This is a genomic window from Pseudomonas orientalis, from assembly GCF_002934065.1.
In the GTDB taxonomy this organism is placed as follows: domain Bacteria; phylum Pseudomonadota; class Gammaproteobacteria; order Pseudomonadales; family Pseudomonadaceae; genus Aquipseudomonas; species Aquipseudomonas orientalis_A.
Genome location: NZ_CP018049.1, coordinates 432,884 through 453,434 on the forward strand (window position 1 = coordinate 432,884; position 20,551 = coordinate 453,434).

The 20,551-nt window shown below is 61.3% G+C and carries 18 protein-coding genes; 7 read left to right on the plus strand and 11 right to left on the minus strand.

Annotated elements, in window-relative coordinates; genetic code table 11:
- The first annotated feature begins 45 nt into the window (after positions 1 to 45).
- The 3 genes from BOP93_RS01865 to BOP93_RS01875 all read left to right on the plus strand — a co-directional run bounded on the left by BOP93_RS01865 (position 46) and on the right by BOP93_RS01875 (position 1,736).
- The gene (locus tag BOP93_RS01865; protein WP_104501351.1) at positions 46 to 321 is read left to right on the plus strand and encodes a polyhydroxyalkanoic acid system family protein; all 276 of its coding nucleotides are present in this window, start codon (positions 46 to 48) and stop codon (positions 319 to 321) included.
- A 104-nt stretch (positions 322 to 425) separates the two neighbouring features.
- On the plus strand, positions 426 to 848 hold the full coding sequence (locus BOP93_RS01870; protein ID WP_065885715.1) for a phasin family protein: 423 nt from the start codon (positions 426 to 428) through the stop codon (positions 846 to 848).
- A gap of 12 nt (positions 849 to 860) precedes the next feature.
- On the plus strand, positions 861 to 1,736 hold the full coding sequence (locus tag BOP93_RS01875; protein WP_104501352.1) for a phasin family protein: 876 nt from the start codon (positions 861 to 863) through the stop codon (positions 1,734 to 1,736).
- A 127-nt stretch (positions 1,737 to 1,863) separates the two neighbouring features.
- Here BOP93_RS01875 and BOP93_RS01880 read toward each other — a convergent pair whose 3' ends face one another.
- The 9 genes from BOP93_RS01880 to argS form a co-directional block, all read right to left on the minus strand.
- Positions 1,864 to 2,484 carry a TetR/AcrR family transcriptional regulator gene (locus BOP93_RS01880; protein WP_104501353.1) on the minus strand — a complete coding sequence of 207 codons (621 nt, stop codon included), beginning with the start codon at positions 2,482 to 2,484 and terminating at the stop codon, positions 1,864 to 1,866.
- A gap of 26 nt (positions 2,485 to 2,510) precedes the next feature.
- A complete protein-coding gene (phaC, locus tag BOP93_RS01885) occupies positions 2,511 to 4,193 on the minus strand; it encodes a class II poly(R)-hydroxyalkanoic acid synthase (protein ID WP_104501354.1) in 1,683 nt (560 codons plus the stop codon).
- An 89-nt stretch (positions 4,194 to 4,282) separates the two neighbouring features.
- Positions 4,283 to 5,128: a poly(3-hydroxyalkanoate) depolymerase gene (gene phaZ / locus BOP93_RS01890; protein WP_104501355.1), complete on the minus strand. Its 846-nt coding sequence runs from the start codon at positions 5,126 to 5,128 to the stop codon at positions 4,283 to 4,285.
- Positions 5,129 to 5,275: 147 nt separating this feature from the next.
- Positions 5,276 to 6,955, minus strand: a complete 1,680-nt coding sequence (phaC, locus tag BOP93_RS01895) for a class II poly(R)-hydroxyalkanoic acid synthase (RefSeq protein WP_104501356.1) — start codon at positions 6,953 to 6,955, stop codon at positions 5,276 to 5,278.
- Between the two features lie 247 nt (positions 6,956 to 7,202).
- Positions 7,203 to 7,580 carry a gamma-butyrobetaine hydroxylase-like domain-containing protein gene (locus BOP93_RS01900; protein WP_104501357.1) on the minus strand — a complete coding sequence of 126 codons (378 nt, stop codon included), beginning with the start codon at positions 7,578 to 7,580 and terminating at the stop codon, positions 7,203 to 7,205.
- Positions 7,581 to 7,727: 147 nt separating this feature from the next.
- Positions 7,728 to 9,065 carry an ATP-dependent protease ATPase subunit HslU gene (gene hslU / locus BOP93_RS01905; RefSeq protein ID WP_104501358.1) on the minus strand — a complete coding sequence of 446 codons (1,338 nt, stop codon included), beginning with the start codon at positions 9,063 to 9,065 and terminating at the stop codon, positions 7,728 to 7,730.
- 37 nt (positions 9,066 to 9,102) lie between these two features.
- Entirely contained in the window at positions 9,103 to 9,633 is a 531-nt protein-coding gene (gene hslV / locus BOP93_RS01910; protein ID WP_065885707.1) for an ATP-dependent protease subunit HslV, read from the minus strand.
- A gap of 257 nt (positions 9,634 to 9,890) precedes the next feature.
- Positions 9,891 to 10,592, minus strand: a complete 702-nt coding sequence (locus BOP93_RS01915) for an SPOR domain-containing protein (protein ID WP_057724430.1) — start codon at positions 10,590 to 10,592, stop codon at positions 9,891 to 9,893.
- A gap of 1 nt (position 10,593) precedes the next feature.
- Positions 10,594 to 12,330: an arginine--tRNA ligase gene (argS, locus tag BOP93_RS01920; protein ID WP_104501359.1), complete on the minus strand. Its 1,737-nt coding sequence runs from the start codon at positions 12,328 to 12,330 to the stop codon at positions 10,594 to 10,596.
- On the opposite strand from argS, the gene BOP93_RS27260 reads away from it, so the two are divergent.
- The gene (locus tag BOP93_RS27260; protein ID WP_124356682.1) at positions 12,298 to 12,498 is read left to right on the plus strand and encodes a hypothetical protein; all 201 of its coding nucleotides are present in this window, start codon (positions 12,298 to 12,300) and stop codon (positions 12,496 to 12,498) included. The two genes, argS and BOP93_RS27260, sit on opposite strands and share 33 nt — an antisense overlap.
- 51 nt (positions 12,499 to 12,549) lie before the next feature.
- Here BOP93_RS27260 and BOP93_RS01925 read toward each other — a convergent pair whose 3' ends face one another.
- On the minus strand, positions 12,550 to 14,769 hold the full coding sequence (locus tag BOP93_RS01925; protein ID WP_104501360.1) for a primosomal protein N': 2,220 nt from the start codon (positions 14,767 to 14,769) through the stop codon (positions 12,550 to 12,552).
- A 213-nt stretch (positions 14,770 to 14,982) separates the two neighbouring features.
- On the opposite strand from BOP93_RS01925, the gene rpmE reads away from it, so the two are divergent.
- The 3 genes from rpmE (at position 14,983) to BOP93_RS01940 (ending at position 17,490) form a co-directional block, all read left to right on the plus strand.
- Positions 14,983 to 15,219, plus strand: coding sequence for a 50S ribosomal protein L31 (gene rpmE, locus BOP93_RS01930; protein ID WP_003237330.1), 237 nt, complete (start codon positions 14,983 to 14,985; stop codon positions 15,217 to 15,219).
- A gap of 14 nt (positions 15,220 to 15,233) precedes the next feature.
- Positions 15,234 to 16,040 (plus strand): thermonuclease family protein, encoded by an 807-nt coding sequence (locus BOP93_RS01935; RefSeq protein WP_104501361.1) that lies wholly within the window; start codon positions 15,234 to 15,236, stop codon positions 16,038 to 16,040.
- 181 nt (positions 16,041 to 16,221) lie between these two features.
- Positions 16,222 to 17,490 carry a malic enzyme-like NAD(P)-binding protein gene (locus BOP93_RS01940; protein ID WP_014716577.1) on the plus strand — a complete coding sequence of 423 codons (1,269 nt, stop codon included), beginning with the start codon at positions 16,222 to 16,224 and terminating at the stop codon, positions 17,488 to 17,490.
- Between the two features lie 578 nt (positions 17,491 to 18,068).
- On the opposite strand, the gene BOP93_RS01950 is transcribed toward BOP93_RS01940, so the two are convergent.
- On the minus strand, positions 18,069 to 20,531 hold the full coding sequence (locus tag BOP93_RS01950) for a penicillin-binding protein 1A (protein ID WP_430758787.1): 2,463 nt from the start codon (positions 20,529 to 20,531) through the stop codon (positions 18,069 to 18,071).
- Between the last annotated feature and the right edge of the window lie 20 nt (positions 20,532 to 20,551).

A 20,551-nucleotide genomic window follows, 5' to 3' on the forward strand; every position in this document is an offset into this window, starting at 1 on the left:
GCCGCATGGAAGGTTTCCAAGCCCTCATAGAAAGGAGCCATTGCAATGGCGCGTATAACCGTTGAGCGTGAGCATTCCCTGGGTAAAGCCGCCGCACGGGCGAAGGCCGACACGCTGGCGCAGAAACTCAAGGATAAATATGGCGTGGAGTCGTCGTGGTCCGGCGATTCCCTGAACCTCAAGCGGTCGGGCGTTAAAGGCACCGTTCAGGTCTCTGATGATGCATTGCGTATCGATGTTGAACTGGGCCTGTTGATGTCGGCCATGAGCGGTACCCTCAAGTCCGAAATCGAAAAAGCCCTGGATAAAGCGCTGGCCTGACTCGACGCTCTTAGGGTGCCGATTCTAATTTTTCACCCTACGTTGTGCCCAAGCCCCCAACTCCGGCGGGCGGTTCCTCCACCCGGTTCTATGTGAGGTGCACCATGGCCAACGTTATTTTGCAGAAAAAAATCGACAGTCAGACCACTGCCCTGAGTGAGGTCAAACGCTATGCCCGCAGGATCTGGCTGGCGGGTCTTGGTGCCTACGCCAAGGTCGGCAGCGAGGGCGGCGAATACTTCAATGAGCTGGTTAAGAGCGGTCAACATATTGAAAGTAAAAGCAAAAAAGTTGCCATTGAACAACTTGATGCCGCTAACAGTCAGATTGATCAAGTAAAGAGTAACGTCTCGAGTGTCGGCCGCCGCGTTGAAGTTCAACTGGATAAAGTTGAAAAAGCATTTGACTCGCGTGTTGCAAGTGCCTTGAATCGAATCGGCATTGCGTCTAAACATGACGTTGAGACACTCTCTGCTAAGCTCGAAGAGCTGACGGCATTGCTCGAACGTGTCGCGCGTAAACACTAAGGAGACATCGGGATGGCTGTTAAAAAAACTACTCAGAAAGAAAGCAGCTCGTGGGTCGGGGAAGTTGAAAAATATTCCCGAAAGATCTGGCTTGCTGGTTTAGGCGTGTATTCGAAGGTGAGCAGTGACGGCGGCAAATACTTCGAGACGCTGGTCAAGGACGGTGAGAAAGCCGAGAAGTTGACCAAGAGCACTGTGGGTAAAAAAGTCGATGCGGCCAAGGCGAGCGCAGGTTCGGCCAAGTCGAGCATTTCCGACACGTGGAACAAGTTGGAAGAAACCTTCGACAAACGCCTCAACAGTGCCATTTCGCGACTGGGCGTGCCGAGCAAGGCTGAGCTGAAAACACTGCACAGCAAGGTCGACACCCTGACCAGGCAAATCGAAAAACTCACAGGCGCCAAAGTGGCGCCAGCCAAGACGGCTGCGGCCAAGCCTGCGGCAAAACCGGCCGCCAAACCTGCGGCTAAAACCGCAGCGGCAAAACCCGCCGCGAAAACGGCCGCCAAGCCTGTGGTTAAAGCGGCCGCCAAACCGGCTGCAAAACCTGCGGCCAAGGCGCCCGCCAAGGCTGCTGCAAAACCTGCCACCAAGCCCGCAGCCAAAACCGCTGCCGCCAAACCGGCCACCAAGCCTGCCGCTAAGCCAGTGGCCGCTAAAGCCGCTGCAAAACCTGCGGCTAAACCGGCTGCCAAACCAGCCGCTGCGAAGTCAGCAGCCAAGCCTGCTGCAAAACCTGCAGCGGCCAAAAAACCTGCGGTAGCGAAAAAGCCGGCAACAGCGGCAGCACCGGCCGCTTCGACAGCCAATTCGGTGTCCGCACCGTCGCACACGGCTGCTACCCCGACTGCAACGCCGGTAACGCCGACGCCATCCAGTCAGTCCTGATTTTCACAGGGCACAAAAACGCCCGGCCTGCGAAGGTCGGGCGTTTTTTTATCACAGATCGTTCCCACGCTCCCGCGTGGGAATGCAGCCCGTGACGCTCTGCGTCACCTGTGTGATCAGGGGGGCTTCAATCCACGTCATCCAGATATTTCAGCGCGAACCTCTCGGTCGCCAGCCGTGCCGGCATCAGCAGATGCGGCGCCACCAACATCATGACCTGGTACACCACCACCCGCACCTCACCCTTGCGATCCAGGATTCGCTGGTAATCCAGGGAAAACAGCAGCGTCATGGTGATCTGCTCCACCAGTTGCCCCAACGCCTGGGTATCACTGACCAATTGCCCCGCCGCCTTCAATCGCGCCAGCAAAGAAGCCAGTGTTCGCTTGAGCGCCGTGAGCAGGTTGCGAATGCCCTTGGCCAGCTTCGGCAGGCGCCCGGCCAGGTTCGACAGGTCCTGGAACAGGAACCGGTAGTGGGCCATGCGCTCGACAATCAAATGCAGGAACAGCCAGTAATCCTCGGCCTCCAACTGCGCATCGGCAGGAGGGTCGAGCAGCGGCGCCAACTCGCCTTGAAAACGTTCGAACAGCCCCAGCACCAACGGCTCCTTGCCATGGAAGTGGTAGTAGAGGTTGCCGGGGCTGATCCCCATTTCATTGGCCACCTCCATGGTCGACACATTCGGCTCGCCCTTGTGGTTGAACAACTGCAGGGCACATTCAAGGATACGGTCGCGGGTCTTCATCCAGCCTCTTAGTCTGATCGTTGAGCTCAGCGCACGCGCACGTAGGTGCCTGGCGCCGCTTCCATCGGTGGGTAGTTCTGGTTGCCCAGGGGGGTGAGGGTTTCGCGTTGCACGCCCGAACGTTGCTGAATCCACGCCAGCCATTGCGGCCACCAGCTGCCTTCGACGTGACTGGCGTCGTAGTACCAGGCGCGCGGGTCGCTGCTCAGCCTGGGGTTCTCGACGTAGTTGGCCTTCGGGTTGCCGGGCGGGTTGAGGATGCTCTGGATATGCCCGCTGTTGGACAGTACGAAGCGCCGCTCGCCGCCCAGCAGTTGGGTGGATCGGTACACCGCGTCCCACGGCGTGATGTGATCGTTGATGCCGGCCACGCTGAAGCTGTCGACCGTGACCTTCTGCAAGTCGATGGGGGTGCCGCACACCTCAAGGCCTCCCGGATGCCTCAGCGGGTTGTGCTTGAAGAAATCCAACAGGTCGCCGTGCAGGGCGGCGGGCAGGCGCGTGTTGTCGTTGTTCCAGTACAGGATGTCGAAGGCGGGCGGTTCCTTGCCCAGCAGGTAGTTGTTGACCCAGTAGTTCCAGATCAGGTCATTGGGGCGCATCCAGGCGAACACCTTGGCCATGTCGCGACCGTCCAGTACACCTTGTTGGTAAGAGCGGCGCTTGGCGGCTTCAAGGGTCTGTTCATCGGCGAACAACGTGGCCGGGCCGTCGATCTGGCTGTCGAGCAAGCTCACCAGGTAACTGGCGCTGGCGATGCGCCGCAACTGGCGCTTGGCTTGCAGATGGCCTTGCAGTGCGGCGATGGTCAGGCCGCCGGCGCAGGCGCCCATCAGGTTGACCGCGCGTGCGCCGGTGATTGCCCGGCAGGCGTTGAGGGCTTCTTCCAGCGCCGCAACGTAGGTGGACAGGCCCCATTCGCGATGTCGCACATCCGGATTGCGCCAGCTGACCATAAAGGTCTGCAACCCGTTTTTCAGCGCATATTGCACAAAGCTGTTAGCCGGGCTGAGGTCGAATATGTAGAACTTGTTGATTTGCGGCGGCACCACCAGCAAGGGCTTGGCGTATTGTTTTTCGCTCATGGGCTTGTATTGGATCAGCTCCAGCAGCTCATTGCGAAACACCACCGAGCCCGGCGTGGTGGCAACGGTCTTGCCCACTTCGAAGGCGTGCTTGCTGACCTGACGCGGCAGGCCGTTGTTGTGCAGCAGGTCTTCGAACAAATGGCTGACGCCGCGCACCACGCTGTTGCCGCCGGAGTTGAGCAACTCCTTGATGGCCAGCGGGTTGAGCAGCGTGTTGGAGGGCGATACGGCGTCGTTGAGCAGGGCGAACGCGAACTGTGCGCGTGCACGGTCGTCCGCGCTGAGGGTGCTGTCGTCGATCCAGTTGCGCGTGTGTTTTTGCCAGCTCAAATAGGCTTGCAGGCTGCGCCGGTACAGCGGGTTGAGCGCCCAGGTGGGGTCTTTGAAGCGGCTGTCGTTGGGGTTGGGCTCATGCACCGTGTCCCCCAGCAACACGCGGCCCAGTTGGCCGCTCAGGGCCAGGGCGTGGCGTGCGGTGTGCAACGGGTTGCGCAGGCCATGGGTCGCCACGGTGCGCAGGGTCGACAGCAGGTCGCGACCGCGCAGGCCGGTGATCGCGTTTTGCGCGTTGATGAACGCGGCGGGGGTGGGCGCCGGGTTCGTCACGGGTCTGTCTCGCATGAGCCAACACTCCTTCGTCAAGCCATCAAGAGGCACGCCAATTCAGAACCATAGTCGGTTCCTGGCAAGTTGCGCGGCGGTGTGGTCCTTCACACCGCCGGTCGCGGATGTATCACGGCGCGCAGGCGCTCCTCTTCGAGAAACTTCATGATGATCGGCGCCACGGCTTCCGCCCGGGTGATCAGGAATAAATGGCCATCATCGATGATGTGCAACTGCGCATTGGGGATGCGCCAGGCGAGCATGCGCATGTTGATCAGCGGAATCAGCGGGTCGTCGTCCCCGGCCAGGACCAGGGTCGGCTGGCGGATCTTGTGCAGCCAGTGAATGCTGGTCCAGCCCAGCCCCGCGAACAGCTGCCAGTAATAACCCAGCTTGCCGGCCGAGCGCACTTTGCTGGCATGTTCGGCGGCCAGCTTGGCGTCGCGGCGGAACGAACCGCCGTAAATCATCGGCGCAATGCGCACCACGTGGGACGGCTGGATATAGCGCCGGGGGCTGGCCATCAGCCACAGCACCTTGGGTTTGCCGGGCACCATAAAGGCGCCGGCAGCCGTGGCCGCCAGGATCAACTTCTTGCAGCGCTCGGGGTAGTCATAGGCGAACTGCTGCGCCAGCGCACCGCCCCAGGACACCCCCACCGCATTCACCTGGCCGTAATCCAGGTAATCGAGCATGCGCGCCGTCAGCTTGGCCAGGCCGGGGAAGCGATAGGGTCGGTTGGGCGTGGAGGAGCCGCCCACCCCTGGCACATCGAAGGCGATCACTTCCAGGTCCGGGTCCAGGGCCTGGACGAACGGAAACACCAGCTCCAGGTTGGCGCCGATGCCGTTGAAGATCAGCAGCGGGGTCAAGTGCGGCTTGCCCGGTCGTACCGCCGTGCGGATGGCTTGGCCATCCAGGTCGATGGTGCGGAAGATGAACGGTTGCGGCATGCTCAAGCCCTGTGAAGTGTTACAGGAGAAATGCGGTCAAAATGTGGGAGGGGGCTTGCCCCCGATGGCGGTGTTTCAGTCATTACATCTTTAGCTGATCCACTGCTATCGGGGGCAAGCCCCCTCCCACATTGACCGCATTTCAATTTAGCGTTCGTGTACATAGGTGCCCGGTGCTGCTTCGGCCGCAGCGTAGGTTTTATTACCTAATGTTGTCGGGGCTTTTTTCAACTTGCCTGCCCGCTCCGCCTGCCATGCCTGCCAGTGCAGCCACCACGAGTCGGTGTGCTTGGTCGCGTTTTCCTGCCATTGCAGTGCCGTGCCCGCCAGGCCGTCGCTGGTCTGGTAGCGCGACTTGGGGTTGCCCGGCGGGTTGAGGATGCTTTGGATATGCCCGCTGCTGGACAGCACGAACTCCACCTTGCCGCCAAACAACTGCGCCGACTTGTAGCAGGACTGCCAGGGTGTGATGTGGTCGTTGGTGCCGGCCAGCGAATAGATATCGGCCGTGACCTGTTTCAGATCAATGGGCGTGCCGCACACTTCCAGGGCATTGGCGCGTACCAGCGGGTTGTTCTTGAACAGCTCGATCAGGTCGCCATGGAAGGCGGCCGGCAGGCGTGTGGTGTCGTTGTTCCAGAACAGGATGTCGAACACCGGCGGCTCGTTGCCCAGCAGGTAGTTGTTGACCCAGTAATTCCAGATCAGGTCGTTGGGCCGCATCCACGCAAACACCTTGGCCATGTCACGGCCTTCCAGTACGCCGGCCTGATAGGAATGACGCTTCGCCGCTTCGAGCGTCTGCTCATCGACGAACAGCGCCACCTGGGTGTCCAGCGTGGTGTCCAGCACACTCACCAGTAGGGTCAGGGCGTTGACTTTTTTCTCTCCCAGCGCCGCGTAGTGGCCCAGCAGCGCGGTGCAGGTGATGCCGCCGGAGCAGGCGCCCAGCATGTTCACGTCCTTGCTGCCGGTAATCGCCGTGATCACATCGACCGCTTCCTTGAGCGCTTCGATATAGGTCGACAGGCCCCACTCGCGCTGGGCCTTGGTCGGGTTGCGCCAGCTGACGATAAAGGTCTGCTGCCCATTGCGCAGGCAGAAGCGCGCCAAGCTCTTGTCCGGGCTCAGGTCGAATACATAGAATTTATTGATCTGCGGCGGCACCACCAGCAGCGGTCGCTCGTGTACCTGCTCGGTGATGGGCTTGTACTGGATCAGCTCCAGCACATCATTGCGAAAGACCACGGCGCCTTCGGTGATGCCCAGGCTCTTGCCCACTTCAAAGGCGCCCATGTTGACCTGGCTTGGCATACCGCCGTTGTGCACCATGTCCTTGGCCAGGTGGGACAGGCCATCGAGCAGGCTTTTGCCGCCGGTTTCAAAGAAGCGCTTGACCGCCGCCGGGTTGGCGGCGCTGTTGGTGGGCGCCATGGCTTCAGTCATCAGGTTGATCACGAAGTGGCCGCGACTGATGTCCTGTTCCGACAGATTGCTGTCGCCGATCCAGTCGTGCAGTTCCTTGCGCCACGCCAGGTAAGTCTGCAGATAACGTTTGTAGAGCGGATTCTGGCTCCAGGCCGGGTCGTGGAAGCGACGGTCATCGCTCTCCGGCACCAGTGCCGATTTGCCGAACATGACGTTCTTGAGCTCCACCCCGAAATGGGCGACGTGTTTGACGCTGTGTAACGGTTGCTTGATGGCTTGGGTGAGCACCATCTTCGCCGAGGCCAATAAGTCCTTTTTGCGTAACGCGATGATCGGGTTCAACCCCAGGGTGTTTTCCGAGGCCTGGCGTTTCAAGTCATCGTTATTCTTGTTACTCATCTACGACGCTCCATTGTCCGAAAGACGAGTACCGGCGATTTCCGCGCACCCATTTCGATACACGACACCAGCCTGGTACTGCGCTCGGGTGACCGTTGATACCACATCGTCAAATGCAGGGAACTTGCCAGTTCCATTGGTTACCCGAGTTTAATTTTTTTCGCAAGCGGGCCAATCGTTGACCACGAGACAGGGCATTCAAGCAGATGAAATTAGAAAATGCCCTCTAAAGAGCAAGAGGGCTGGACTAGAGCATCAGCCGCACGACCGACTGACTCGGGTCGCGGGTTTTTCCGGCCGTTTTCAGTTCGGCCAGGTAGTCGGCCCACAGCGCGTCCTGACGCACGGCCAGTTGATAAAGGTAGTCCCAGGTGAACAATCCGCTGTCATGGCCGTCGTCGAAGGTCAATTTCAGTGCGTACTGGCCGGCCGGTTCCAGCTTGATCAATTTAACGTTGAGCTTGCCGAATTGCAGGATGGGTTTGCCGTGGCCCTGGACCTCGGCGGAAGGCGAGTGCACGCGCAGGAATTCGGCGGGCAGTTGGTAGGTTTCGTCCGGGCCGTAGGTGAGGCCCAGGGTGTTGGAGGTTTTATGCAGGTTTACGGCAGTAGGAAATTTCGACATTGGAGATAACCCTGAAGGAACCGGCTCAAAATGTGGGAGGGGGCTTGCCCCCGATAGCGGTGTGTCAGTCAGCCTATATCTGTCTGACAGACCGCCATCGGGGGCAAGCCCCCTCCCACATTGGAGCGAAGCAATTCTGTGTGAGGCTTACAGAATATAGCGCGACAAGTCTTCGTTCTGCGCCAGTTCGCCCAGGTGGCTGTTGACGTAATCCGCGTCGATCTTGATCGCTTCGCCATTCTGCGCACCGGCCATGTCGCCGGCGCTGAAGGACACCTCTTCGAGCAGGCGCTCAAGCAAGGTGTGCAGGCGACGCGCACCGATGTTCTCGGTCTTCTCGTTGACCTGCCAGGCAATCTCCGCCAGGCGCTTGATCCCGTCCGGCTGGAATTCGATGCCCAGGCCTTCGGTTTTCAGCAACTCACGGTACTGCTCGGTCAGTGAAGCATGCGGCTCGCTGAGAATGCGCTCGAAGTCGCCCGGGGTCAGCGCCTTGAGTTCCACGCGGATCGGCAGACGGCCTTGCAGCTCCGGCACCAGGTCGCTTGGTTTGCTCAGGTGGAAAGCACCGGAGGCGATAAACAGGATGTGGTCGGTCTTGACCATGCCCAGCTTGGTGTTCACGGTGCAGCCTTCGATCAACGGCAGCAGGTCGCGCTGTACGCCCTCGCGGGACACATCGACGCCGCCGGAGTTGCCGCGCTTGGCCACCTTGTCGATCTCATCGATAAATACGATGCCGTGCTGCTCGACCGCTTCCAGGGCCTTGGCCTTGAGTTCTTCCTCATTGACCAGGCGTCCGGCTTCTTCGTCGCGCACCAGCTTCAGGGCCTCTTTCACCTTGAGCTTGCGGCTTTTCTTCTTGCCCTTGCCCATGTTGGCAAACAGATTCTGCAACTGGCTGGTCATTTCTTCCATGCCCGGTGGCGCGGAAATATCGACCCCCGACACTTCGGCCACTTCGATCTCGATTTCCTTGTCGTCCAACTGGCCTTCACGCAGGCGCTTGCGGAACAGCTGGCGGGTGTTGGAATCCGAAGCCGGTGAGGCGTCTTCGTTGAAACCCATGCGGGCCGGTGGCAACAGCGCGTCGAGGATGCGTTCTTCGGCGGCGTCTTCGGCGCGGTGGCTGACCTTGGTCACTTCCTGCTCGCGCAGCATCTTCAAGGCGGCGTCGGCCAGGTCACGGATGATCGACTCGACGTCGCGACCCACATAGCCGACTTCGGTGAACTTGGTGGCTTCGACCTTGATGAACGGGGCATTGGCCAATTTGGCCAGGCGCCGGGCGATTTCGGTTTTACCGACGCCGGTCGGGCCGATCATCAGGATGTTCTTGGGCGTTACTTCAACGCGCAGTTCTTCGGGCAGTTGCATCCGGCGCCAGCGGTTACGCAGCGCAATGGCAACGGCGCGCTTGGCATCGTCCTGGCCGATGATATGGCGATTGAGTTCATGGACGATTTCGCGGGGAGTCATGGACATAGTGTTTGGCGGCCTCAAGCGCGAATAAGCCAGCGGCTTACTCAGCGAGGTCCTGCTCCTCAATGGTGTGGTTGTGGTTGGTGAACACGCAGATATCGCCGGCGATACCCAGGGCGGTCTCGACGATTTCACGGGCCGACAGGTCGGTCTTCTTCAACAGCGCGCTGGCCGCAGCCTGGGCATAGCCGCCACCGGAACCCATGGCGATCAGGCCGTGTTCAGGTTCAACCACATCGCCGTTGCCGGTGATGATCAGGGACGCGTCTTTGTTGGCGACCGCCAGCATGGCTTCGAGGCGGCTGAGGGAACGGTCGGTGCGCCATTCCTTGGCGAGTTCGACGGCGGCACGCACCAGATGGCCCTGGTGCTTTTCGAGCTGGCCTTCGAAACGCTCGAACAGGGTGAAGGCATCGGCGGTAGCGCCGGCGAAACCGGCGAGCACCTGGCCGTGGTACAGGCGACGCACTTTCTTGGCGTTGCCTTTCATCACGGTATTGCCCAGGGAAACCTGGCCGTCGCCGCCCATGACGACTTTGCCGTGGCGACGTACTGAAACGATGGTGGTCAAGGGGAGAGTCTCCACGCAGCGGGGCGAAAATGCCCTGATGGAACTCATATGGGGGTGGCGAGGGGGATTTCAACCGTAGGACGGCAGTGCGGACGAGTGGTGTTTATTGATCCGACACCTGTTCAAGAACACCGCAAAACCAAATGTGGGAGGAGGCTTGCCCCCGATTGCGGTGTATCAGTCGCTGAATATATTGACTGGTCTACCGCCATCGGGGGCAAGCCCCCTCCCACATTAGTCCTGCTATGTCTTCGAGATCAGCGGCTCTGGCGTTGTTGTAACAGCAGGTTGCTAAACCCGGCGCCCGCCAATTGTTTCTGCGCCACAGTCAGCTGTTCGCGGTTGCTGAACGGGCCTACCAGCACGCGATACCAGGTCGCTTCCTTCACGGTGCCGGACTCCACCGTCACCGACTGGCCCAGCAGAATGATCTGCGCGCGTACACGGTCTGCGTCCGCCTGTTTGGGGAACGAGCCCGCCTGCAGGAAGAACTTGGTCACCGGCGCGGCCTTGGTCTCTGCCACTGGAGGCGCCGGCGGCGGGGTAATGCCGGCCAATGCCGCCTGGGCGCGCGCGGTGTCGATCTTCGCCGCTTCCGCTGGTGTGACTGGCGTAGTCGGCACTTGCGGCGTCGGCAGGGTTTTCTCCGGCACGGCATCGGGCGGCACGATCACTTCCGATTCCGGCAGCAGCGTGTAGAAGTCGTACTTCGGTTTCACCGGTGCTGTCGGGCTCGGCGCAGTCTTGTTGGCCTCGGCGATTTTCGTGGCTTTCTGCTGCTCCTGTTTGACGCGCTTGACGTCATCGCCCTGACCGGGCTCCAGCTTCATCAGAAAGACAACGAATGCGCCGACCGTGAGGCCGATCGCCATCCACAGCCAACCCGGAATCGGCTGCTTGGCCGGGGCCTGGTAGCGGCTGGCGCCGCGCTTGGGTGCAGGTTTTTTCTTGGCTGCCAACTTACATGCGCTCCAGAGTTTCCAGGCCCAACAGCTCCAGGCCTTGCTTTAGGGTCCGTCCAGCCAGTGCGGCCAGGCGCAGGCGACTTTGCTTCTGGGCTTCATCGTCGGCGCTGAGGATCGGGCAGTTCTCGTAGAAGCTGGAAAACAGGCCGGCCACTTCGTACAGGTAGGTGCAGAGGATATGCGGCGTGCCTTTCTCGCCGACGCTGTTGAGCACTTCGCCGAACTGGGCGAGTTTGGCGGCCAGTTCCTGCTCATGAGGTGCGTCCAGCACGATTTGGCCTTCGACTTCGCTGAAGTCCTTGCCCAGTTTGCGGAACACACCGGCCACACGGGTGTAGGCGTACAGCAGGTACGGCGCGGTGTTGCCTTCGAAGTTGAGCATCAGGTCGAAGTTGAAGCTGTAGTCGCTGGTGCGGTGCTTGGACAGGTCGGCGTATTTCACCGCGCCAATGCCGACCACGCGGGCGATATTGCGCAGGTCGGCCTCGGCCAGTTCGGGATTCTTTTCCTTGACCAGGCTGTAGGCGCGCTCCTGGGCTTCGGTCAGCAGGTCGACCAGCTTCACGGTGCCGCCATCGCGGGTCTTGAACGGGCGGCCATCGGCGCCGTTCATGGTGCCAAAACCCATGTGTTCCATATGCATCGGGTGGGTGACGAAGCCGGCGCGGCGCGCCACTTCGAACACCTGCTGGAAGTGCAGGGCCTGGCGCTGATCGACGAAATACAGCGCGCGATCGGCCTTGAGCACGCCGCTGCGGTAGCGCACGGCGGCCAGGTCGGTGGTGGCATAGAGATAGCCGCCATCGGCCTTGACGATGATCACCGGCAGCGGCTCGCCATCGGCGGTCTTGAATTCCTCAAGGAACACGCACTGCGCCCCGTTGCTCTCGACCAGCAGGCCTGCGGCTTTGAGGTCGTTGACCACATTGATCAGGTCGTCGTTGTAGGCGCTTTCGCCCATCACATCGGCCATGGTCAGCTTGACGTTGAGCAGCTCGTAGATTTCCTGGCAGTGGGACAGGGAGATATCGCGGAAACGCCCCCACAGCGCCAGGCATTCCTTATCGCCTGCTTGCAGCTTGACCACCAGGCTGCGCGCACGGTCGGCAAATGCTTCGGATTCGTCAAAGCGCTTCTTGGCGGCGCGGTAGAAGTTTTCCAGGTCGGCCAGCTCGTTGCTGGTGATCGGGTTTTCCTGCAGGTAAGCCATCAGCATGCCGAACTGGGTGCCCCAGTCGCCCACGTGGTTCTGGCGGATGACGGTGTCACCGAGAAACTCCAGGACCCGCGCCACGCCGTCGCCGATGATGGTCGAGCGCAGGTGGCCGACGTGCATCTCCTTGGCGAGGTTAGGTGCCGACAGGTCGATGACCACGCGCTGGCTGTCGCCGGCCTTGCGTGCACCGATGTGGGCGTCGGCCAGGGCCGCATCCAGGCGCGCGGCCAGGGCCTGGGTGTTCTGGAAGAAGTTGATAAAGCCTGGGCCGGCGATTTCGGCCTTGGTGACACTGGCGTCGGCCGGCAGCGCGGCGATGATTTTTTCCGCCAGGTCGCGAGGCTTCATGCCCGCAGGCTTGGACAGCATCATCGCGATGTTGCTGGCGAAGTCGCCGTGAGTCTTGTCGCGGGTGTTCTCCACCTGGATCGCCGGCGACAGGCCTTCAGGCAACACACCTTCGTTGACGAGTTGGGTGAGGGCTTGTTGGATCAGCTGGCGAATGGTGTCTTTCATGGTGTTCTCTTTCGACCGCAAGCGGCGGCGCGCGATGCGCAGGTGGAAAAACTGGGCATTATCCGTGGCGAGGGCGGGCTTGCCAACCGTTCCGGACCTGTGGAGCATTTTGTAGGAGCGAGCTTGCTCGCGAAAATCGTCAACGATAACTCGGGCTTCCTGATTTAACGTGGTGTGCTTGAGTTTTTCGCGAGCAAGCTCGCTCCTACAGGGGACGGCTTAATACAAATCTACCGGGTCCACATCCAGTGACCATCGCACCTGCCGGCCACTGGGCATTTGCTCCAGGGCCAGCAACCAGCTGCTTAATAACCGATGCAGCGGCGCGCGGGACGTTGCCTGCAAGAGTAGCTGGGCCCGATACCGGCCGGCACGGCGTTCCATGGGCGCGGGCACCGGTCCGAGCAGCTCGATGCCGCTCAGACCCAGCTCTGCCAGCAAACGTTCAGCGGCGCTGCACGCTTCGTCCAGAAAGCCTTCGGCCTGGCCCGGCTTATGCGCCTCGGCGCGCAGCAGCGCCAGGTGCGCAAACGGCGGCAGCCCGGCGGCGCGGCGCTCGCTCAACGCCTGTTCGGCGAAGGCAAAGTAACCTTGCTCGGTCAGTTGAATCAGCAGCGGGTGGTCGGCCAGGTGCGTCTGGATAATCACCCGGCCCGGCTCTTCGGCGCGCCCTGCGCGGCCGGCGACCTGCACGATCAACTGCGCCATGCGCTCGCTGGCGCGGAAGTCACCGGAGAATAAACCACCGTCGGCATCCAGGATCGACACCAGGGTCACCCGTGGAAAATGATGCCCTTTGGCAAGCATCTGCGTGCCGACCAGGATGCACGGCTGGCCTTTCTGGATGGTGGCGAACAGTTGGTTCATCGCGTCTTTGCGCGACGTACTGTCGCGGTCCACCCGCAGCACCGGGTAATCCGGGAACAGAATGCCCAGGCGTTCTTCGGCGCGCTCGGTACCCGCGCCGACCGGGCGCAGGTCGACCTTGCCGCATTGTGGACAGTGGCGGGGCACAGGTTCCACATGGCCGCAGTGGTGGCAGCGCAGTTCGCCGTAGCGCTGATGCACGGTCATGCGCGCATCGCAACGCTCGCATTCGGACATCCAGCCACAGTCGTGGCACAGCAGTGTCGGCGCAAAACCGCGACGGTTGAGGAACACCAGGACTTGCTGGCCGGCGGCGAGGGTCTGGCCGATGGCTTGCTGCATCGGGCCGGAAATACCGCTGTCCAGCGGTCGGCTTTTTACATCCAGGCGCAGGAAGCGTGGTTGCTTGGCGCCACCTGCGCGCTCATTCAGGCGTAGCAGGCCATAACGGCCGGTGTAGGCGTTATGCAGGCTTTCCAGGGACGGCGTGGCCGAACCCAGCACAATCGGGATGTCCTCCTGGCGCGCGCGCACCAGCGCCAGGTCGCGGGCGTGGTAACGCAGGCCTTCCTGCTGTTTGTAAGAGCCGTCGTGTTCTTCGTCGATGATAATCAGCCCCGGATTCTTCATCGGGGTGAACAGCGCCGAGCGCGTACCGATAATAATGTCGGCTTCGCCGTCCCGCGCCGCCAGCCACGACTCCAGGCGCTCACGGTCGTTGACCGCCGAGTGCACGAGGGCGATGCGGGCGTTGAAACGCTGTTCGAAACGCGCCAGGGTTTGCGGGCCGAGGTTGATCTCGGGGATCAGCACCAGCGCCTGTTTGCCGGCCTGCAAGGTTTCGCGGATCAACTGCAAATACACTTCGGTCTTGCCGCTGCCGGTGACGCCGGCCAGCAGGAACGCATGGAAACTGTCGAACCCTGCGCGGATCGCTTCATAGGCGGCGCGTTGTTCGGGGTTCAGCGGCAGCTCCGGCTGGGCCAGCCAGTGTTCATGGCGCGGGTCGGGGGCGTGCTTGCGGATCTCCACCTGCACCAGCCCCTTGGCCAGCAGCAGGTCGAGGCTGTCCTTGCTCAGCATCAGCTTGCTCAATAGCTGATGAGCCACGCCGTGGGGGTGCTGCGCCAGGGTGGCGAGGGCTTCACGTTGGCGCGGCGCGCGGGCGATGCGTGGGTCGTCCAGGCGCGCGCCGGGAACCATCGACCAGAAACGTTCCTGGCGCGCTTCGGCCAGTTCGCCCTGGCGCAGCAGCACCGGCAGCGCCCAACTCAACGTGTCGCCCAGGCTGTGCTGGTAATACTGCGCGGTCCACAGGCACAGCTTGAACAGCGCGGGCGGCAGCGGCGCGGTGGCATCGAGGATGGCGATGGCCGGCTTGAGCTTTTCGGCGGGCACTTCGCTGTGGTCGGTGACTTCCACCAGGATGCCGATCATTTCCCTGCGCCCGAACGGCACGCGCACGCGCATGCCGGGCTCCAACTGCGTACGCGGCACACCCGCCGGCGCCCGGTAATCGAACAGGCGGCGCAGGGGCGAGGGCAGGGCGAGGCGCAAAATGGCGTCGGGCACGCGGAGGGTCTCATCTAGGCAGGTGGTGGCGCAGGGGCGCGAGCCTAGCAGACAGGGGAGGGCTTGGGTATGCCATGGTTTTCTGATGAAAGGCGGTTTCCAGTCGGACGCGCCGCTTGCGTGATTGAAAAGGTCTGTTAGAATTCGCGGCCTAATTACGTGCGGTATTCGACAATAGTGTCGAGTGGCGGCACGCTAGCCCGAGGAAGTGCCATGAAAGCCGATATCCATCCAGCGTACGAAACCATCGAAGTCACCTGCAGCTGCGGTAACAAGTTCGAAACCCGTTCGAACCTGTGCAAGCCACTGGGTACTGACGTATGCAACGAGTGCCACCCGTTCTACACCGGTAAGCAGAAAACTCTGGACACCGGCGGCCGTGTACAGCGCTTCGCAGATCGCTTTGGTGCTTTCGGCAAGAAGCCTGCTGCTGCTACTCCGGCAGAGTAAGGCTCAAAAGCCTTATGGGCTTTTGCCAGCTGTTGAAAAAGGCGTCCCTTGCGGGCGCCTTTTTTGTGCCTGCGATTTGGCTTTGCGCCGCCCAGGCCCAGGTGTTCTGCCCCGCGCCGGCGTCGGTGGCGCCGGTGCACGTGCAGCGTGTGGTGGATGGCGACACTGTGCGCCTCAAGGATGGCCGCAGCGTTCGGATGATCGGTATCAACGCGCCGGAAACCGGTAAAAAGGGCCGCTCCGACGAGCCGTTTGCGGTTGCCGCGCGCCAGCGTCTGCAGGCATTGGTCAATGCCAGTGATGGGCGTCTCGGGCTGGTGCCGGGGCGCGAGGGTAAAGATCGCTACGGGCGAACCCTTGCCCACCTGTATGGCGCTGACGGCAACAACCTTGAGGCGCAGTTGCTGGCTGAGGGCCTGGGGTTTCAGGTGGGCGTCGCGCCCAATGTCGAGCTGGTCGCCTGTCAGCAGGCCGCTGAAAACAGTGCGCGTAACACGCGGTTGGGGCTTTGGCGGCAATCGCCGGTACAACGCGTGGCGCAACTCAAGCGGTCCGGGTTCGCTTTGGTCAGCGGACGGGTCAGCACGATCGAACGCAATCGCGGTGGCGTCTGGATCCAGTTGCAGGGTTCACTGGTATTACGCATTGCGCCTGATCGGGTCCGTTTATTCGATACCGCCATGCTCAATGGTCTGCAAGGCAAGACAATCGAGGCGCGTGGCTGGGTGCAGGACCGCGCCAGGCGTGGCGGGGTGAAAAAAGCTCAGGCACGTTGGCTGTTGCCGCTCACCGATCCGAGCATGCTTCGATCAACGCAATAATAAAAAATTGTAGACATTTTTTAATGCGATTGTGAACAGTCCAGCCCTTGTATCCCGTGGCTTTAGACTAAAGTACGCCGCCGCAGGGCCTTGACACCTGTGACTGACCAGTCTTGTAGGGGCTTTACGACACGCGTATCCTCGGCGGTCCGTCGACCAACAGTAAAAGCGGAATGCCGATATGTCTGATTTGAAAACTGCCGCTCTCGAATATCATGCCAATCCTCGTCCAGGAAAGCTGAGTGTAGAGCTCACCAAAGCCACTGCCACCGCCCGTGATCTGTCGCTGGCCTACAGCCCTGGCGTTGCCGAGCCCGTACGTGAAATCGCCCGCGACCCCGAGCTGGCGTACAAGTACACCGGCAAGGGCAACCTGGTTGCAGTGATTTCTGATGGCACCGCGATCCTGGGCCTGGGTAACCTCGGACCATTGGCGTCCAAGCCGGTCATGGAAGGTAAGGGCGTGCTGTTCAAGCGCTTTGCTGGCATCGACGTTTTCGACATTGAAGTCGACTCCGAGAGCCCGCAGGCTTTCATCGACACCGTCAAACGCATTTCCATCACCTTCGGTGGCATCAACCTGGAAGACATCAAGGCACCCGAGTGCTTCGAGATCGAAAAGGCGCTGATCGAACAGTGCGACATTCCGGTATTCCACGATGACCAGCACGGCACCGCGATCGTTACCGCGGCCGGCATGATCAACGCCCTGGAAATCGCCGGCAAAACCCTGGGTGAGGCGAAGATCGTCTGCCTGGGCGCCGGCGCTGCGGCCATTTCCTGCATGAAGCTGATCATCAGCATGGGTGCCAAGCTGGAAAACATCTACATGGTCGACAGCAAGGGCGTGATCCAGTCCGAGCGTACCGACCTGAACCAGTACAAGGCGATGTTCGCCCACCCGTCCTCCAAGCGCACCCTGGCTGACGCCCTCGACGGCGCTGACGTGTTCGTCGGTCTTTCCGGCCCGAACCTGCTGAGCGCCGAAGGCCTGAAGTCGATGGCGCCGAACCCTATCGTGTTCGCCTGCTCCAACCCGGACCCGGAAATCTCGCCTGAGCTGGCGCACGCCACCCGCAGCGATGTGATCATGGCTACCGGTCGTTCGGACTACCCGAACCAGGTCAACAACGTGCTGGGCTTCCCGTTCATCTTCCGTGGTGCCCTGGACGTTCGCGCCAAGCGCATCAACGAAGAAATGAAAGTAGCGGCCGCCAACGCCCTGCGTGAACTGGCCAAGCTGCCGGTGCCGCAGGATGTCTGCGACGCCTACGGTGGCGCCAAGCTGGAATTCGGTCGTGAGTACATCATCCCGAAACCAATGGACAAGCGCCTGATCACCCTGATCTCCGATGCCGTGGCCAAGGCTGCCATCGAGACCGGTGTGGCAACCCTGCCGTACCCGAAGAACTACCCGCTGCAAAGCGTGGATGATGTGTTCAACGGCTAAGCCTGCGTAGCGCACCCACAAAAAAGCCCCGGCTCTCGCGAGTCGGGGCTTTTTTGTGTCTGGCGTTTAAATTGAGCCTTGTGGCGCTCTAAATGTGGGAGGGGGCTTGCCCCCGATGGCGGCCTCTGGGCCGACCAGGGTGTTGGATTGGGTTGAGTACATATCCGTTTCTGCGGTAACGGCTGCTATGGGTTCCGCTTTTACAGCGGCTCACTTTTGAAAAGCGCAAAAGTAAGCAAAACGCTCTTGCCCCACCACTCGGCACCTCGCCTAGGCTCGGTGTGCCCGAACGCAGGCTTGAATCCGTGGGCCGCCGCCACGCGCCATCCATGGCGCGGGGCGGCTAACCCGGCGTCCTGCCGGGTTACCCACGGATTCAAGCCTGCGTTCGGCCAGCGTGGTTTAACGGGGCGCCTGAGATCAAGATCAAAAGCAGATCAAGGTCAAGAGCGACTCGCTTCGCATCGTGGTTACGGTTGAGCGCTACAGAGTTGTGTAGATATCTATGCCCCGATAGCGGTACATCAGTCCCTGCAGTCGGGGGCAAGCCCCCTCCCACATTGAAGCTGTGTTGCGCCTTAGAAGAGGTCGATCGGCGCGCCTTCATCCGCCGGCAGCGGGCTGCCCGGTACGGCGCCGTTGCCCAGCTCGTTGACCGACGGCGGCGTGTCTTCGCTCTTGAACAGTTCGAAGTAGGCGTTCGGCGTGCTTGGCGAGGCCGCGCGGCCACTGACCGGGTCGATGCGCAGGCTGAGGATGCCTTCAGGTTCCGGCTGGGTGTGCAGCGGCTTGTCTTTCAAGGCTGCGCCCATGTAACTCATCCAGATCGGCAGCGCCACGGTGCCGCCGAATTCGCGACGGCCCAGGCTTTCCGGTTGGTCGTAACCGGTCCATACGGTGGTCACGTAGTCACCGTTGTAGCCGGAGAACCAGGCATCCTTGGATTCGTTGGTGGTACCGGTCTTGCCCGCGATGTCCGCACGGCCCAGCGCCAATGCACGTCGGCCGGTGCCCTTCTTGATCACGTCCTGCAGGATACTGTTGAGAATATAGGTGGTGCGGCCGTCCACGATGCGTTCAGCCACCGCCGGTGCCTGTGGCTCGCCCGGAGCTTGAGGGTTTGCGGCAGGCGTCGTACCTGGCGTCGGTTCAATGGTGATGCCGCCGTTACTCGGCGCGGCGAGACCATCGGTTGCCGCCACGCCATTGACCACATCGCCGGGTACCCGTGGCGGGTTGGCGGTGAACAGTGTGTCGCCATTGCGGCTTTCGATCTTGTCGATCAGGTACGGCGAAATCTTGTAGCCGCCGTTGGCAAAGGTGCTCCAGCCGGTGGCAATTTCCATCGGCGTGAGGGTCGCGGTGCCCAGGGCCAGGGACAGGTTCGGCGGCAGGTCAGACTTGGCGAAGCCAAAGCGGGTCATGTAGTCGATGGTCTTGCCCACGCCCATCGCCTGCAGCAGGCGGATCGACACCAGGTTGCGCGACTTGTACAGCGCCTCGCGAATGCGGATCGGGCCGAGGAAGGTGTTGGTGTCGTTCTTCGGGCGCCAGACTTTGTCCAGGTACTCATCGACGAACACAATCGGCGCATCGTTGACCAGGCTGGCGGCGGTGTAGCCGTTATCCAGCGCGGCGCTGTAGACGAACGGCTTGAAGCTCGAGCCCGGCTGGCGCTTGGCCTGGGTGGCGCGGTTGTAGTTGCTCTGTTCGAAGGCGAAGCCGCCGACCAGGGCGCGGATCGCACCATTTTGCGGGTCCAGGGACACCAGTGCGCCCTGGGCGACCGGTACCTGGCTGAATTTCAGGCTGTCATCGGCCTGGCGTTGCACGCGGATCAAGTCACCCACCTGCGCCACGTCGGACGGCTGCTTGGGCATCGGGCCCATGCTGTTGGTATTCAGGAATGGACGTGCCCATTTCATGCTGTCCCATGGCACATGCGCTTCGCCGCTGCGGGTCAGTACCTGCACGCCATCTTTCTTGACCTGGGTGACGATGGCCGGCTCCAGGCCACTGATCGGACGTTGCTTGCCCAGTTCGGTGGTCCAGGCGCTCAGGGTCTTGCCCGGCAGGCGCGATTCAGGGCCGCGATAGCCGTGGCGCTGGTCATAGGTGATCAGGCCATCGTGCAGCGAATGGTTGGCAATTTCCTGCAAGTTGCTCGGAACGGTGGTGGTTACACGGAAACCTTCGGTGTAGGCCTCGCTGCCATACCGGCCAACCATTTCCGCACGGGCCATTTCGGCGATATACGGCGCATTCACTTCCGGCGTCGGCACGTGATAGCTGGCGTTCAATGGTTCGGCCACGGCACTTTCGTAAGCCGTCTGGTCGATCTTGCCGAGCTTGTACATGCGCCCCAGGATCCAGTCGCGACGCTCCTTGCTGCGCGCCGGGTTGGCCAGCGGGTTGAAGCGCGACGGTGCCTTGGGCAGGCCGGCAATCATCGCCATTTGCGCAAGGCTCGCATCCCGAATCGACTTGCCGTAGTACACCTGGGACGCCGCCTCGATACCGTAGGCACGGTTGCCCAGGTAAATCTTGTTGACGTACAGCTCGAGGATTTCGTCCTTGGTCAACTGGCGTTCGATCTGCAGCGCCAGCAGGATCTCGGTGGCTTTGCGCGAAAAACTGCGCTCGCTGGTGAGGAAGAAGTTCTTCGCCACCTGCATGGTGATGGTGCTGCCGCCGGATTGAATGTGTCCGCTTTTTACCAATTGCGTGGCTGCACGGACCAGGCTGCTGGGGTCGACGCCGTAGTGGTTGGCGAAATTATCGTCTTCAGCCGACAGCAATGCGTTGATGAAATTGGGCGGAATGTCGGCGAAACGGATCGGTGTACGGCGCATTTCGCCGAACTCCGCGATCAGTTTTTCATCGCTGCTGTAGACCCGCAAAGGAATCTGCAACTGGATACTTCTGAGGGCCTCTACCGACGGCAAACCCGGACTAAGGTAGAGGTAGGCCCCGCTGAGTACGAGCAGCAGCCCGCAGACGATCGCGACAATGGAGTACCCGAAAAACTTCAGCAGACGAATCAAGGCTTTTGGATTTCCAG

What these genes read in the sequence shown, in the direction of transcription:
- BOP93_RS01880 (WP_104501353.1), bottom strand. Translation starts at nt 2,484, where the DNA reads ATGAAGACCCGCGACCGTATCCTTGAATGTGCCCTGCAGTTGTTCAAC.
- BOP93_RS01865 (WP_104501351.1), top strand. Translation starts at nt 46, where the DNA reads ATGGCGCGTATAACCGTTGAGCGTGAGCATTCCCTGGGTAAAGCCGCC.
- BOP93_RS01900 (WP_104501357.1), bottom strand. Translation starts at nt 7,580, where the DNA reads ATGTCGAAATTTCCTACTGCCGTAAACCTGCATAAAACCTCCAACACC.
- rpmE (WP_003237330.1), top strand. Translation starts at nt 14,983, where the DNA reads ATGAAAGCCGATATCCATCCAGCGTACGAAACCATCGAAGTCACCTGC.
- argS (WP_104501359.1), bottom strand. Translation starts at nt 12,330, where the DNA reads ATGAAAGACACCATTCGCCAGCTGATCCAACAAGCCCTCACCCAACTC.
- BOP93_RS01935 (WP_104501361.1), top strand. Translation starts at nt 15,234, where the DNA reads ATGGGCTTTTGCCAGCTGTTGAAAAAGGCGTCCCTTGCGGGCGCCTTT.
- hslU (WP_104501358.1), bottom strand. Translation starts at nt 9,065, where the DNA reads ATGTCCATGACTCCCCGCGAAATCGTCCATGAACTCAATCGCCATATC.
- phaC (WP_104501354.1), bottom strand. Translation starts at nt 4,193, where the DNA reads ATGCGAGACAGACCCGTGACGAACCCGGCGCCCACCCCCGCCGCGTTC.
- phaZ (WP_104501355.1), bottom strand. Translation starts at nt 5,128, where the DNA reads ATGCCGCAACCGTTCATCTTCCGCACCATCGACCTGGATGGCCAAGCC.
- BOP93_RS01875 (WP_104501352.1), top strand. Translation starts at nt 861, where the DNA reads ATGGCTGTTAAAAAAACTACTCAGAAAGAAAGCAGCTCGTGGGTCGGG.
- phaC (WP_104501356.1), bottom strand. Translation starts at nt 6,955, where the DNA reads ATGAGTAACAAGAATAACGATGACTTGAAACGCCAGGCCTCGGAAAAC.
- BOP93_RS01940 (WP_014716577.1), top strand. Translation starts at nt 16,222, where the DNA reads ATGTCTGATTTGAAAACTGCCGCTCTCGAATATCATGCCAATCCTCGT.
- BOP93_RS01870 (WP_065885715.1), top strand. Translation starts at nt 426, where the DNA reads ATGGCCAACGTTATTTTGCAGAAAAAAATCGACAGTCAGACCACTGCC.